Consider the following 14337-nt stretch of genomic DNA (forward strand, 5'->3'; position numbering starts at 1 on the left):
CGGGGCCCGCCCCTGTACTCCTGCTAGTTGACCGGTCCGGTGAACTTCTCGCCGGGGCCCTGACCGGGCGCGTCGGGGATGAGGGATGCCTCGCGGAAGGCAAGCTGCAGGGATCGCAGTCCGTCGCGCAACGGTCCTGCGTGCTGGCTGCCGATCTCGGGCGCCGCAGCGGTGATGAAGCCGGCCAGCGCGGTGATCAGTTTCCTTGCCTCGTCGAGGTCCTTGTAGGTTTCGGCGTCGGAACCCTCTGCGAGTCCGCACTTGACGGCGGCTGCGCTCATCAGATGTACCGCGGACGTGGTGATGACCTCGACTGCCGCAACCTCGGCGATGTCCCGAACGTGATCCGACGCCGAGCCGGAGGCGGCCCGCGTCTCCTCCGGGGACTGGAAGGTGTGACGGGAGGCTTCGGGATTACTGTCTGCTGTGCTCATGCTGGTAAGCTTGTCACAGACCAACTGAGGGTCGTTATTTTTTATGGCCGGGAACGGCATGAAAAAGATCACCAGTATGCAAGCGGAGTCCTCTCCCACCCGCGATTGCCGCCGTTGCCCTTGAAGCAGCTACAGGCAGCCGGGTTCCAGGTCGGTGCTCAGGCATTCCCCTATGGATGTGCCATGCACTGATGCTCGAGGCCTTCGATTGCGCATGCGATTGGAGGCCTTCTCCTTTTGCAGGCGGTCCAGGTTTTCAACGGACATCAGGAGCAGCACATTAGCGAGCCAAGAATCAATGATCGTATCCGCGTCCCAGAGGTGCGGTTGGTAGGCCCTGCGGGCGAGCAGGTTGGAATCGTCCGTATTGAAGACGCCCTCCGCCTCGCCGCTGAGTCCGACCTTGATCTTGTTGAGGTGGCACCTCAGGCCAAGCCCCCGGTCGCCAAGCTCATGGATTTTGGTAAGTACAAGTACGAAGCCGCGGTCAAGGCGCGCGAGGCGCGCAAGAACCAGACCAACACGGTGCTGAAGGAAATTCGTTTCCGGTTGAAGATCGACACCCATGACTACGAGACCAAGCGCGGCCATGCCATTCGCTTCCTCGGAGCCGGGGACAAGGTCAAGGCGATGATCCAGTTCCGTGGTCGCGAGCAGCAGCGTCCTGAGATGGGCATCCGCCTTCTGCAGCGCTTCGCGGAGGATGTCGCCGAGGTCGGCGTAGTCGAGTCCACGCCGCGCATCGACGGTCGCAACATGGTGATGGTCATTGGCCCTGTGAAGAACAAGGCCGAGGCAAAGGCTGAAGCGCGCCGCGCGGCACAGCGTGCTGAGTCGAAGGCAGCGAACGAGTCCTCCAAGGGCAAGGTCGACACCTCCGGGCAGGCACCGTTGACTCAGAGCCTCGGGGATCTGCTTCCTGAGGAACTGCGTGCTGCGTCCTTGGCCTCTGCTCCGGAATCCGCTGTTGAGCCCGAAGCTGTTGAGACGGTTACCGAAGCCCCGGCAACGGAGCCAGCAGCGACTGAGCCTTCCGCCCCCGCGGCTGCCGCTCCAAAGGCGTCAGAGGTTGAGCCTGAGCTCGCCGAGGTGAAGCCTGAAGCTGCAGCGCCCAAGCAGGCGGCAGCTCCCAAGCAGGCGGCGGCACCCAGGCAGTCCGCTGCGCCAGCACCGGCTCCAGCGCCAGCACCGACTCCGGCCGCAGCGCCGAAGCCGGCTGCTACCCCGAAGCCTGCCGCAATGCCCAAGCCGGCGGCAACGCCGAAGCCGAGGCCCGCGGCTGCACCGAAACCAACCGGTAAGGCGGCGCCCAAGGGCACGCCAAGCCGTCCGAAGCCGTCCGGCTCCAACTAGGAGCCGGCTGCCGCCCCGGCAGCGAGGCAACACGTAAGCACCGCAGTTCGCTGCGGGTACCGCAAAGAGCCGCCGGCAAAGTGCCGGCGGAGACCAAAGGAGATCGGTTTCCATGCCGAAGATGAAGACACACAGTGGCGCCAAGAAGCGCTTCAAGCTGACCGGTAGCGGAAAGCTCAAGCGCCAGCAGGCCAACCGCCGTCACTACCTGGAGCACAAGCCCTCCACCCTGACGCGCCGTCTGGCCAGCGACCAGATTGTCTCCAAGGCGGACACCAAGGTCATCAAGAAGATGCTCGGCGTCTAACACAGCACCCCCTACCACTTCCGGACACCCTGAATATCGGCTGTACTGCCGCAGGGATACGCGTTCGGACGATCGAACTAAGGAGTACGCACGTGGCACGTGTGAAGCGGGCGGTCAACGCCCACAAGAAGCGTCGGGTTATTCTCGAGCGCGCCAAGGGCTACCGCGGTCAGCGTTCGCGCCTGTACCGCAAGGCAAAGGAGCAGCTGCTCCACTCGTTCGTCTACAGCTACGGTGACCGCCGGAAGCGCAAGGGCGACTTCCGCCGCCTCTGGATCCAGCGCATCAACGCTGCCTCCCGCGCCAATGGCCTCACCTACAACCGCCTGATCCAGGGCCTCAAGGCCGCAGGCGTTGAGGTTGACCGTCGCATGCTGGCCGATCTGGCCGTGACCGACGCCAACGCTTTCGCAGCCCTCGTGCAGATCGCGAAGGACGCACTGCCGTCCGACACCTCTGCGCCGGTGCAGGCCTAGCCAGCACTTCGCCGGTTTCCTCAGCCGGCCATCAATTCATGAGTACATCCGAACGCCCCCAGGCACCGCTACTCAGCAACCCCCGATCCGATCGGGTTCGCGAAGTAGCCAAGCTTGCGGGGCGTTCGGCGCGTCTGAGGCAGGGGCGCTTTCTCGCCGAGGGGCCTCAGGCGGTTCGTGAAGCTCTTCGTCTTCATCAGGAGCGGCTCACCGCAGAGCAGAGCGGTGTCGTGGATGATGTGTATCTAACCGCGGAAACCCTGGAACGCTATCCGGAGTTCGGCTCTGTGGTACCGGTGCGCATGGTGACAGCCGAAGTCCTCGCTGCCATGAGCTCCACCGTGACTCCACAGGGCGCTGTCGCAGTCTGCAGATTCATTGATTCCCCGCTTGCCACTGTGCTCGAGCGCCGTCCGGGGCTGATAGCAGTGCTCGTAGAGGTTCGGGACCCGGGAAATGCCGGGACCATCCTCCGCGCAGCCGACTCCGCGGGTGCTGATGCCGTGATATTCACAGCGGGCAGCGTCGACATCTATAACCCGAAGGCCGTGCGATCGACGGTGGGCTCACTCTTCCACCTCCCCGTAGTGGTCGGTGTTGAGACCCAGGATCTCCTCGCTGAACTGGTCGGGCGCTCCATGACGACGCTGGCCGCTGATGGGTACGGTGACTGGAACCTTGACGAGCTCCAGGACGCGAGCGCTGCCCGGCGGCTGGCGCCGTCGTCTGCGTCCGCACAGGAGGAACAGTCTCCATCTCCCTTACTGGAGGCTCCCACCGCCTGGCTCTTCGGCAACGAGGCGCAGGGCCTGGGCCCGGACGTCCTGGCCAAGGCCGACTACCGGGTGTCGGTTCCTGTCTACGGACTTGCTGAGAGCCTCAATGTGGGAACGGCGGCAACAGTGTGCCTGTACGCTTCAGCCCGCGCTCAACGGGGCTGAAAATTCCTCGCCACGCACGCCTGCGGAGGATGCAATCAGCGGGAAACCGTCTGCAGGACGGTTTCCGCCGTCGTATTCTTCCGGTCCATGCGCCCGCTCAAGAGGGCTACGCCGAGGCCGAAGGCGGCAAGGACCGCACCAACCAGGGCCGGGGCGGTGTACCCCCACCCCAGCGCGATGACTGCACCGCCGAGGAACGCGCCGAGGGCATTGGCCGTGTTCAGCGCCGCATGGTTCATTGACGATGCCAGCGACGGCGCATCAGGCGAGACATCCATGAGGCGGACCTGAAGCGACGGAATCAGCGACGAGCCGATCGCTCCGACCAGGAAGACAAAAAGCAGTGCGGTCGGCGCCCATTGAACCGCAAAGGCGAAGACCAGAAGGCACGCCGAGATACTTCCCATCACCCAGTAGATGGTTCCCAGGACCGAGATGTCTGCGAGCCGCCCACCGACGATGTTTCCGGCAACCATGCCCAGCCCGTACAGGGCGACGACGATCGGCAGCAGGGACTCGGAGACGCCGGCCACGTCAGTCATGGTCGGCGCGATGTAGGTGTAGACGGCGAAGAATCCACCGAACCCGACGGTTCCGATGAGCAGCGTCATCCAGACCTGGCCGCGCTTGAGGGCGCCGAGTTCGCGGGTGATGCTCGCGCCGTCGCGCACGTCCTGGTGTGGGACGAAGCGGGAGATCAGCAGCAGCGTGAGGACCCCGATCAGGCCAACGAGGATGAACATGGTCCGCCAGCCGTACTCCTGCCCCAGCCAGGTGGCGAAGGGAACGCCCACAACGTTGGCCACGCTCAGTCCCATCATGACCATGGCGACGGCCTGAGCACGGCGGGTCGGAGCGGACAGGGATGCGGCAATCACCGCTGCGACTCCGAAGAAGGCGCCGTGCGGCAATCCGGACACGAAGCGTGAGACCAGCAACCAGCCGTAGTCGTCAGCTATGTAGGAGGAGAGGTTGCCGGCCGTGAACAGCGCCATGAGAGCCAGCGCAACCCGCTTATGCGGCAGGCGTGCTCCGAGAGTCGACAGCACCGGTGCACCCACCACGACGCCCAGCGCGTAGGCGGAGATGACATGACCGCCGGCCGGGATGTCGACTCTGAGGTCGGCGACCATGTCGGGAAGGAGGCCCATGATGGCAAACTCCGTGGTGCCGATTCCGAACCCTCCGACAGCAAGGGCAAGAATCGCCAGCAGAAGGTTGTGCTGTTGCGGGCGCTGGGTGGTAAAAGCAGGCACGGGACTCATTTCGACGTCGGGACGCGCCCGTCAGGCGCTCGTGTGGTGGCCGCGCATCGTTGAGCAGGAAAAGGTGAGCAGGGAAATCGGTCATCTTCGAAACGGCATAACGCGCTGACGCTCCGGTTTATTCATGGAGCTTCTCGTTGCTGCCCACACGCAACCGCCTCGTGGCTGGCCACTGCGCCCGCAACGCGCCCTTCCACTTTACGGGTCCGAGACCGAATCGATGCCAAAACGACTTCATCGCGAACCGTCCGCGGCATCGGCATCGGCTCTAAACTTGGACCGGCACGAGGAGCGCGGAGCCATGGATGAGACATCCCCAAACCCTGTAATTTTCCCCAGAACGTCCCGGAATCTTCCTCGGAAACCGTATGACGGCAGGTCGCCCGCGCCGCCGTCGATCGTCCGAAGGACCGTCACCACCTGCCTGATGACCGTCAGCCTGGTTCTCGGCATGCTCGGAACGACGCTTCCCTCGGCGCACGCAGCCCCTCTCTTCGGGCACGACATCTCCTGGCCTCAGTGTTCGACGGCACAGGGCGGCTTCGGGTTGCCCCTTCCGCCGCCTGCCTCCCAGTTCGTCATCATCGGGCTGACGCGAGGGCTCGCGTTCACGGAGAATCCTTGTCTGGCCGACCAGGTCGCCTGGGCCCGCACCAACGGGAAACCGGCACACGGCTACGCCATGGGCACCTACCCGACCACGGCGCAACTGAACACCTACGGGACGCAGGGGCCGTGGTCGTCCGCGACCCATGCCGGCAGGCTTTCCAACGTCGGTTATTCCGAAGCCCGCTTCGCTGTCCAGAGCATGACCCGGGTCGGCTTCCGACCGCCGGTGGTATGGATCGACATCGAGCCTCGCCCGGCACAGCCCTGGCCGGCCGCCACCGCTGCCCAGCGGTTGGACAACAGGTACCTCATCGAAGGCCTGATGCGCGGACTGCGCGACTCAGGCTTCGCTTACGGCTTCTACTCCTACACAGCTGGCTGGCAGGAGATCACGGGCTCCTGGCGGCTGAGCGGTGTCCCTGTGTGGGCGACGGCGGGCACACTCGACTATCCGACCGAGGCCCTCGACCGGTGTTTCCAGCCCAGCTTTTCTGCCGGCCGCGTCTACATCTCGCAGTGGTACGACAATGTCCGCGATTACGATCGCACCTGTGAACCGTACAACTTCACCCCGCTGGCTATCCCTGCCTCGACGTTGTCCGGCTCCACCGCCGAGTTCAACGGCGACTGGCGAAACGACCTGCTGGCCCGGGTCGGGTCATCCGGTGAGCTGCGGCTGTACGCAGGCACCGGCCTCGGGCGTCTCAACCCCGGAGTGACGATAGGCACAGGCTGGGGGGTCTTCAATGCGCTCGAGACGGCCGGGGACTTCAACGGGGATGGCCCTTCCGACGTCGTCGCGCGTGAAGCGGCGACCGGGGTGTTGTGGCTGTACCGGGGTAACGGCACCGGAGGATGGCTTCCACGACTTCGCGTGGGAAGCGGCTGGAATGCATTCAACAGCATCGTCGCTCCGGGCGACTTCAACGGGGACCAGCGCGTGGACCTGCTGGCCCGGGACCGGGCAACCGGTGTGCTGTGGCTCTACCCCGGCAACGGCACCGGAGGCTGGTTGCCTCGTGTACGCGCGGGAAGCGGCTGGAACGGATTCAACGCCATCGTTGCACCGGGTGATCTCAACGGGGACCGCAACAGCGACATCCTGGCACGGGACGGCGCCGGCAACCTGTGGCTCTACCCGGGCAATGGCTCCGGCGTATTTCTCCCGCGTATCCGGGCGGGGCACGGCTGGACCCCCATGACCGCGATTGTCGGAGCCGGGGACCTCAACGGTGACCGTCTTGCTGACATCGTCGCCCGCGACCCCGGCGGTGCCCTCTGGCTCTACCCGGGCAACGGCCGTTCAGGATTCCTTCCGCGGACTCCCCTGGGAACGGGCTGGAACGGACTCAACGCCATCTTCTGACAGGTGCACCGGTTGAGGCCCGCCTACACTGGCTGAATGACCGATACCGCTCGCAAACAGATCGTTGGTGCCGCCATCGTGGATTCGCTGACGGCTCCCTCAAGGCTGCTCGTTGCGCGCCGAACCGCCCCGGAGCAATTCGCGGGCCAGTGGGAATTTCCCGGCGGCAAAGTCGAGCCCGACGAGGATGACGTCGAGGCGCTCCAGCGCGAAGTGCGCGAGGAACTCGGAGTCGAGGTGCGGCTCGGGGCCGAACTGGAAGGCCCGGAACCTGGAGGTTGGCCCCTGAACGACGTGGCGTCAATGCGTGTGTGGCTGGCTGTTATCACCGCGGGAGTACCTGCCGCACTTCAGGACCACGACGAACTGCGGTGGGTCGGCCTGGCGGACACGGGAACACTCAGGGAACTGCCGTGGATACCAGCCGATCGGCCCATCGTCGACGCGCTGCTGGACGCGGTGGTTCCCGTCGAGGACCTTGCGTAGGAAGGCTCTTCAGAAAAGGGTCGGTTCTGCGCTGGTCATGACCGGAGTTTTTGGTGACTGCTCCGAGCTGCCTGATTCCTCCCGGAAGAACCGAGCACCGGCAGACAAGCCATGACGACGCCGGTGGACCCGCAAGCGCTCGGAGAGCCACGCACGGTACTCACCGGAGGCATAACTGCCGCCGCGATACAGCCGCCGATACCGGCCCACGAGCTGAGGGTGCGTTTTGGCGAGCCACTCCATGTACCACTCGCGGGCTCCGGGACGCAGGTGCAGGGCTCCTGCCGACACTCCCGTGGCACCGGCTGACGCGAGGGCACCGAAGAGCGCATCCAGCGCTTCGTCGCTGTCGGTCAGCCAGGGCAGGATCGGCATAGCCATCACGCCACAGGGCAGCCCCGCATCCCTGAGCCGGGTGATCAGGTCCAGGCGGGCTCGCGGCGTAGGTGTTCCCGGCTCAACCGCATGGGCCAGTTCGGGGTCGAGTACGGCCAGGGAGATGCCCATTCCCAGGCTGACCTGCGTGCCGGCCTCCTTGAGGAGCGGGATATCCCGGCTGAGCAGGGTTCCCTTGGTGAGGATCGAGAAGGGCGTGCCGCTGTCAGCCAGGGCGCGGATGATGTCCGGCATCAGCCGGTACCGGCCTTCAGCCCGCTGGTAGGGATCGGTGTTGGTGCCCATGGCGACGTGCTCCCTGGTCCACGACGCTTTCAGCACTTCCCGTCGAAGGACCTCGCCTACGTTGGTTTTCACCACCACCTGGGAATCGAAATCGAGCCCGGTGTCCAGGTTGAGATAGCTGTGGGTCTTCCGGGCGAAGCAGTACACGCAGGCGTGTGAACATCCGCGGTATGGGTTGACGGTCCAGGAGAAGGGCATTCCCGAGCCGGCTGGAACTCGGTTGAGCGCGGACTTGGCCATCACTTCGTGGAAGGTGATGCCTGCGAACTCCGGAGTACGGACGGACCGGACAAGTCCCGCAAGCGGAACGAGAGGCTGTTCGGTCTCGCTGCCCACGGCCGTCGTCTTCTGTGCATCCCACCGCATGCTTTTATTAGAACATATGTTCCAACTATTTGTCGGCGTCGGGAAGGAATAATCTGGAGCAATGATTCTCCTCACGGGTTTCGAACCCTTCGGCGGCGAAACCGTCAATCCTTCGTGGGAAGCGGCCGAGCGGGCGGCAGGGCTTCTGGTCTCCTCGGGCGGATCGGCGGTCGCCGTCCAATTGCCGTGCGTCTTCGGTGCCAGTATCAAAGTCCTGGCAGAGGCGGTCCGCACCCACCAACCGGACGTGGTGCTCTGCGTGGGCCAGGCCGGAGGCCGATCGGAGGTCTCGCTGGAGCGGGTGGCGATCAACGTGGATGATGCGCGTATCCCCGATAATGCAGGGAATCAGCCGATTGATGATCCAGTTGTGGCAGGCGCGCCGGCTGCGTACTTCAGTACCCTTCCGCTCAAACGCGGCCTGGCCGCTCTCTCTGATGAGGGCTTGCCCGCATCGGTGTCGCAATCCGCCGGAACCTATGTCTGCAACCACGTCTTCTACGGGTTGATGCACCTGCTTGCCGAGCACGACGGGGGCACGAGGGGCGGCTTCATCCACGTACCCTTTTCACCTGAACAGGCAGCCGCCCATAACGCACCCGGTCTGCCGATCGAGCAGATGGCCGCGGCTCTGGTTATCATCGCCCGCACCAGCGCCGCCACAGGAGCGGATCTCCGGATAGCGGCGGGGGCGGAGCACTAACGTCGCCCGGCCCCGAGCGGGGTCGCAGCACTAACGCCGCCCGGCGCCGAGCGGGCGTCGCAGCACGCGTCGCACCGGACGCTCGACGTATCCGCCGTCGCGCAGCCCGGCCGAACGTTCGAAGGGGTTTCGCGAGGCGGGATCACCAGTGAGGAGCCAGGAGACTCCGGCGCACAGGAAATACGCGGGCAGGAACGGCAGCCCAAGGCACAACGCGTACTGCGTGCAGTGGCGGGCCTCATGAGCCAGCAGGTGCGGACGACGGGCGACTTCCGCAGGGCCTGCCCGGAACAACACGACGTTGCCTATCGTGAATGCCGACGCCTTCGGGAGGCGGGGAGTGTAGCGATGGGCGAAGATGAGGCCGTGGTCGGAGGCCCGGACCTCGCACCCTGTCAGCCTCGCCGCAGCAACTCCGAGCAGGGTGGAGCCGTTCATCCAGTTGAGTACCCAGCGGAGCCGGTCGCGGCCGTCCATGGACGTAAGTCTAGGAGGTGAACGCCTTGGGAAGCCGCACCTGTATCCGCACATATTCGGGCTCCGAGCTCACGGTCCTCTAGACTGGCAAGGCCGCCGGGATGCTGGATTCACTTCCGCTGCCGGCACCCATCGCGCTCACGACACCAAGGTAAAAGCACACTTATGTCTGAACCCAACCCACCCGCGGACCTCCCTACGTCGGATACTGCTGTGTCCGCCAACGTCGCCGCCCCGGATCCACTGGATGCTGGTGCGATTGCTGCCGCCGTTGACCGAGCCCTCAGCGACATCGCCGCCGCCGCCAACCTTGACGAGCTCAAGGCGGTGCGGCTCGCGCACACCGGTGAGAAGTCTCCGATGAGCCTCGCGAACCGGCAGATCGGCTCGCTCGCAAAAGATCAGAAGGCAGCCGCCGGGAAGAACATCGGCCCGGCACGTGGACGCATCAACCAGGCGCTCGCAGCACGCACCACGGAACTCGAGGTAGAGCGGGATGCACGCATCCTCGTGGAGGAGGCGGTCGACGTCACGGCAGCTCCGCGCCGTCGTCGTGCCGGCGCCAGGCACCCGCTCTCCATCCTGCAGGAGCGGGTCAGCGACATCTTCGTCGGCATGGGTTGGGAGATTGCCGAAGGTCCGGAGGTTGAATCCGAGTGGTTCAACTTCGATGCGTTGAATTTCAAGCCGGACCACCCTGCCCGTGAAATGCAGGACACCTTCTTCGTCGAGCCTCCCGAAGCTCACCTGCTCATGCGCACGCACACTTCGCCCGTGCAGGTGCGCGCCATGCTGGAACGCGAGGTTCCCATCTACGTGTTGTGTCCCGGCAAGGTCTTCCGAACCGACGAGCTGGATGCCACCCACACGCCGGTGTTTCACCAGTTCGAGGGCCTGGCCATCGACAAGGGCCTGAGCATGGCCGACCTGCGCGGAACGCTCGAGCACTTCGCCCGGCTCATGTTCGGTGAGGACGCCGGCATCCGCCTCCGTCCCAACTTCTTCCCCTTCACGGAACCCTCCGCGGAGCTCGACATCTGGCACCCCGGCGCCAAGGGCGGCCCGCAGTGGATCGAGTGGGGCGGCTGCGGCATGGTGCACCCCAATGTGCTTCGGGCTGCCGGCATCGACCCCGAGGTGTACTCGGGATTCGCCTTCGGCATGGGCATTGAACGCACTCTCATGTTCCGCAATGAAGTATCAGACATGCGGGACATGATCGAGGGCGATGTACGTTTTAGCGAGCACTTCGGGATGGAGATCTAACCGTGCGAATTCCACTGTCTTGGTTGCGTGAGTACGCACAGGTTCCGGCGGAGGCCACCGCCGAAGACGTCATGGCCGAGCTCGTCAAGGTCGGCCTGGAGGAAGAGGCTGTCCACCGTCCAGCGGACACGCTCTCGGGGCCGATTGTCGTAGGCCAGGTGCTCTCGGTCGTCAAGGAGCCCCAGAGCAACGGCAAGACCATCAACTGGTGTCAGGTCCGGGTAGTACCCGAGGGTGCGGAGCAGACCCTGACTGCGGACGGCATCGATCCGTCGGGCGTGCAGGGCATCGTCTGCGGGGCGCACAACTTCGTCGAGGGCGACAAGGTAGTGGTGACTCTCCCGGGTGCTGTGCTGCCCGGCGACTTCCGCATCGCGGCACGCAAGACCTACGGCCATGTGTCCGCCGGTATGATCGCCTCGGTGCGCGAACTGGGCATCGGTGAGGACCACGACGGCATCCTGGTCCTCTCCACACTCGGACTGGACCCCGAGGTGGGTTCGGACGCCATGGAGCTGTTGGGGCTGTATGACCAGGCGGCCGAGATCAACGTGACCCCCGACCGCAGCTACTGCTTCTCGATCCGAGGGATCGCCCGGGAGTACGCCCACGCCACAGGTTCCGCCTTCACCGATCCGGCAGGCGCCGTCGTCGTCGATCAGGCTGATGGCTCGGGATACCCGGTGCGGCTGGAAGACCAGGCCCCCGTCTACGGGAACGACGGCTGCGACCGCTTCGTAGCCCGCGTCGTTCGCGGTGTGGACGCCACCCGGCCGACGCCGCAGTGGATGGTGTCCAGGCTGAGGCTGGCCGGCATCCGGTCCATCTCGCTTCCCGTCGACATCTCGAATTACGTGATGCTTGAGCTTGGCCAGCCCACGCACTGTTACGACGTCGCCAAACTCACCGGTGACATCGTGGTGCGCCGCGCCAATCCCGGGGAGACGATCGTCACCCTCGATGACCGCAAGCGGGAGCTGCATGCCGAGGATCTGCTGATCACCGACGGATCCGGGGCCATCGGCATCGCCGGCGTCATGGGCGGTGCTGCCACCGAGGTATCGGACACAACCGCTGACGTGCTGGTCGAGTCAGCGCACTTCGACGCGGTATCAATCGCCCGGTCGCGCCGCCGGCACAAGCTTCCCTCGGAGGCCTCCAAGCGCTTCGAGCGCGGCGTCGACTGGTATGTTGCCGATGTTGCGGCGCAGCGTGTGGTCGACCTGCTGGTGAAGCTCGCCGGAGGCACCGCTGATGCGTCCATCACTGACGTCGGAACCTCGCCGGAACCCGTACTCATTGATCTGCCCGCAGGCTACGCCTCCGAGCGGATCGGCATCGATTTCGCGCCGGAGCAGGTTGTCGGAGCGCTCACTGACCTGGGTGCCGAGGTCAGCGAACACGACGGCGGCTGGCGCGTAACAGCCCCAAGCTGGCGCCAGGACCTCACCATCAAGGACGACCTTGCCGAAGAGATTGCGCGGTTGGTCGGTTACGACCAGATTCCGTCGCGCCTCCCCGTGGCGCCTCCCGGCCGGGGGCTCACACGCGCCCAGCAGCAGCGACGTCGTGTCCTGGCTGCGCTCGCAGACTCGGGCCTGACCGAGGTGCTGTCCTATCCCTTCGTGTCGCAGGAGGCGAATGACACCTTCGGCGCTGCTGAGGGAACAGGAGCGGCCGTCAAGCTCGCCAACCCGCTCAGCGCGGAGTTCAGCTACCTGCGTCGCTCCATCCTGCCGGGCCTGATCGAGGTGGCCGAGCGGAACTCCTCCCGCGGCTTCCGTGATCTGGCGCTCTTCGAGGCCGGTCTGGTCTTCCTGCCCCAGGAGAACCTCGGTACTGAGAGCATCCCGCCGCTCGGCGCGCTGCCCGACGACGCGACGCTCGAGGCGCTGTACGAAGGCCTGCCGGTCCAGCCGTTGACCATCGCCGCTGTCTTCCTGGGCAAGGACTCACCTGCTGCCGCCGGCCACACGCCGCGCGCATACGACTGGGCCGATGCCCTGGACACTGTGCGGCTGATGGCCGACGTCGTGGGTGTCGACCTCGTCATCGAGCAGGGTGAGCACCAGGCGTTCCATCCGGGACGCACCGCGCGCATCAGCCTGCGCACAGGTGAGCTGCTCGGCTACGCGGGCGAACTGCACCCTAAGCTGCTCGCCGCGCAGGACCTCCCGCCGCGCACGGTGGCGCTGGAGATCAACCTGGACCTCCTGTTCGACGCGGCTCCGGACGTCATCGTGGCACGGCATCTGTCCACATTCCCGGCAACCACCCAGGACGTCGCACTCGTGGTGGATTCCGCCCTGCCTGCGGACGCTGTCCTGGCCACCCTGCGCGAAGGCGCGGGGGAGCTGCTGGAGGACGTTCACCTGTTCGACGTCTATTCCGGCCAGGGCATCGGGGAGGGCAAGAAGTCGCTCGCCTTCGGCCTGCGCTTCCGCGCGACCGACCGCACCCTCACCGCCGACGAAGCAAGCGCCGCCCGCGACCAGGCGGTACACCTTGCGGCCGAGCGCCATGGAGCAGTGCAGCGCTAGGCCCTCGTTGAGTGGCAGGACACGCCCCGAATGGGTGGCCAGCGGGGAGTGTCCTGCCGAATGAACGATTAGGGGACAAGGAGGATCTTCCCGGTCGTCCTGCGTGCCTGCAGGTCTTCATGAGCCTGCGCCGCCTCGGCAAGCGGGTAGCGCGCGCCGATCCGTACTGTCAGGGATCCATCAGCGACCGCACCGAACACCTCACCGGAGCGCCAGCGCCGTTCTTCCGCGGACCGCAGGTAGAACGCCAGGCTGGGCCGCGTCACGTACAGGGAGCCCGAGCTGTTCAGTCTCTGCAGGTTGAAGTCAGGGACCGGACCGGACGCTGCCCCGAACAGCACGAGCATTCCGCGCACGCGCAGCGACTCCAGAGAACCGTCGAAGGTCGCCTTGCCGACGCCGTCGTACACCACATCGACGCCCTTGCCGTCAGTCAGCTCGCGCACCTGTTCCGGGAAGCCTTCATAGCGAAGCACGACGTCGGCGCCCGCTTCCCGCGCGAGCGCTTCCTTCTCATCCGTGGAAACAGTGGTGATCACCCGCGCGCCCTTCGCCTTGAGCAGCTGGGTCAGCAGGAGTCCGGTGCCACCGGCTCCGGCATGGGTCAGCACAGTCTCTCCTGCCTGGACCGGATAGGTGGAATTCACGAGGTAGTGCGCGGTCATTCCCTGCAGCGGAAGGGCAGCAGCGGTCTCAAGATCCACGCCGTCGGGCACGGGCAGCGCCTTGTCGGCGTCCACGAGGGTGTATTCGGCGTAGGAGCGGGATCCCTCCGCGAACGCCACCCGATCGCCGGGGGAGAAGCCTTGGGCCTCCGGGCCGACTTCCAGCACCTCACCGGCAGCCTCTCCGCCCGGGATGAAGGGGTAGTCAACAGCGTAGATTCCGGCTCGCTGGTACGTCTCGATGAAGTTCACTCCAACGGCGGCGACCTTCACCAGCACCTGCGAGCCGGTGGGGCTGGGCCTATCGACTGTGATTGGGCGGAGGACTTCGGGGCCTCCGGCGCGCTCCGCTGAGATGGCTGTGGGCATGGTCTGGGTATTCCTCTCGTCGGACTGCTCTTA

The 14337-nt window shown here is 65.4% G+C and carries 14 protein-coding genes; 9 read left to right on the forward strand and 5 right to left on the reverse strand.

Translation table 11 applies throughout. From position 1 onward, the window contains the following. Positions 1-23: 23 nt before the first annotated feature. Entirely contained in the window at positions 24-434 is a 411-nt protein-coding gene (locus tag AC5RU3_RS15455; protein ID WP_309071436.1) for a DUF1844 domain-containing protein, read from the reverse strand. 321 nt (positions 435-755) lie between these two features. Between AC5RU3_RS15455 and infC the strand changes: the two genes are divergently transcribed. The 4 genes from infC (at position 756) to AC5RU3_RS15475 (ending at position 3511) form a co-directional block, all read left to right on the forward strand. Beyond that, positions 756-1787, forward strand: coding sequence for a translation initiation factor IF-3 (infC, locus tag AC5RU3_RS15460; RefSeq protein WP_493966108.1), 1032 nt, complete (start codon positions 756-758; stop codon positions 1785-1787). 112 nt (positions 1788-1899) lie between these two features. Next, the gene (gene rpmI, locus AC5RU3_RS15465; RefSeq protein WP_026545492.1) at positions 1900-2094 is read left to right on the forward strand and encodes a 50S ribosomal protein L35; all 195 of its coding nucleotides are present in this window, start codon (positions 1900-1902) and stop codon (positions 2092-2094) included. Between the two features lie 92 nt (positions 2095-2186). Next, the gene (rplT, locus tag AC5RU3_RS15470; RefSeq protein ID WP_299165291.1) at positions 2187-2570 is read left to right on the forward strand and encodes a 50S ribosomal protein L20; all 384 of its coding nucleotides are present in this window, start codon (positions 2187-2189) and stop codon (positions 2568-2570) included. Positions 2571-2608: 38 nt separating this feature from the next. Then, positions 2609-3511: a TrmH family RNA methyltransferase gene (locus AC5RU3_RS15475; protein WP_493966109.1), complete on the forward strand. Its 903-nt coding sequence runs from the start codon at positions 2609-2611 to the stop codon at positions 3509-3511. Between the two features lie 35 nt (positions 3512-3546). Here AC5RU3_RS15475 and AC5RU3_RS15480 read toward each other — a convergent pair whose 3' ends face one another. Further along, positions 3547-4776: an MFS transporter gene (locus AC5RU3_RS15480; protein ID WP_493966110.1), complete on the reverse strand. Its 1230-nt coding sequence runs from the start codon at positions 4774-4776 to the stop codon at positions 3547-3549. Between the two features lie 427 nt (positions 4777-5203). Here AC5RU3_RS15480 and AC5RU3_RS15485 point away from each other — a divergent pair, with 427 nt between their 5' ends. Both AC5RU3_RS15485 and AC5RU3_RS15490 read left to right on the forward strand, forming a co-directional pair. Beyond that, positions 5204-6751: an FG-GAP-like repeat-containing protein gene (locus AC5RU3_RS15485; RefSeq protein WP_493966111.1), complete on the forward strand. Its 1548-nt coding sequence runs from the start codon at positions 5204-5206 to the stop codon at positions 6749-6751. A gap of 36 nt (positions 6752-6787) precedes the next feature. After that, positions 6788-7237: a (deoxy)nucleoside triphosphate pyrophosphohydrolase gene (locus AC5RU3_RS15490; RefSeq protein ID WP_493966112.1), complete on the forward strand. Its 450-nt coding sequence runs from the start codon at positions 6788-6790 to the stop codon at positions 7235-7237. A 9-nt stretch (positions 7238-7246) separates the two neighbouring features. Here AC5RU3_RS15490 and AC5RU3_RS15495 read toward each other — a convergent pair whose 3' ends face one another. Further along, a complete protein-coding gene (locus tag AC5RU3_RS15495) occupies positions 7247-8284 on the reverse strand; it encodes an Rv2578c family radical SAM protein (RefSeq protein WP_493966113.1) in 1038 nt (345 codons plus the stop codon). 61 nt (positions 8285-8345) lie between these two features. Between AC5RU3_RS15495 and pcp the strand changes: the two genes are divergently transcribed. After that, on the forward strand, positions 8346-8987 hold the full coding sequence (pcp, locus tag AC5RU3_RS15500; protein ID WP_493966114.1) for a pyroglutamyl-peptidase I: 642 nt from the start codon (positions 8346-8348) through the stop codon (positions 8985-8987). A 30-nt stretch (positions 8988-9017) separates the two neighbouring features. Here the strand turns inward: pcp and AC5RU3_RS15505 are convergent, their stop codons facing one another. Further along, positions 9018-9464 (reverse strand): eCIS core domain-containing protein, encoded by a 447-nt coding sequence (locus AC5RU3_RS15505; protein WP_493966115.1) that lies wholly within the window; start codon positions 9462-9464, stop codon positions 9018-9020. A 165-nt stretch (positions 9465-9629) separates the two neighbouring features. Here AC5RU3_RS15505 and pheS point away from each other — a divergent pair, with 165 nt between their 5' ends. Both pheS and pheT read left to right on the forward strand, forming a co-directional pair. Beyond that, positions 9630-10730, forward strand: coding sequence for a phenylalanine--tRNA ligase subunit alpha (pheS, locus tag AC5RU3_RS15510; RefSeq protein ID WP_493966116.1), 1101 nt, complete (start codon positions 9630-9632; stop codon positions 10728-10730). 2 nt (positions 10731-10732) lie between these two features. Beyond that, a complete protein-coding gene (gene pheT / locus AC5RU3_RS15515; RefSeq protein WP_493966117.1) occupies positions 10733-13270 on the forward strand; it encodes a phenylalanine--tRNA ligase subunit beta in 2538 nt (845 codons plus the stop codon). Positions 13271-13338: 68 nt separating this feature from the next. On the opposite strand, the gene AC5RU3_RS15520 is transcribed toward pheT, so the two are convergent. Next, positions 13339-14304 carry a quinone oxidoreductase family protein gene (locus AC5RU3_RS15520; protein ID WP_493966118.1) on the reverse strand — a complete coding sequence of 322 codons (966 nt, stop codon included), beginning with the start codon at positions 14302-14304 and terminating at the stop codon, positions 13339-13341. Between the last annotated feature and the right edge of the window lie 33 nt (positions 14305-14337).

It is taken from the genome of Arthrobacter sp. MDB1-55 (assembly GCF_059092925.1).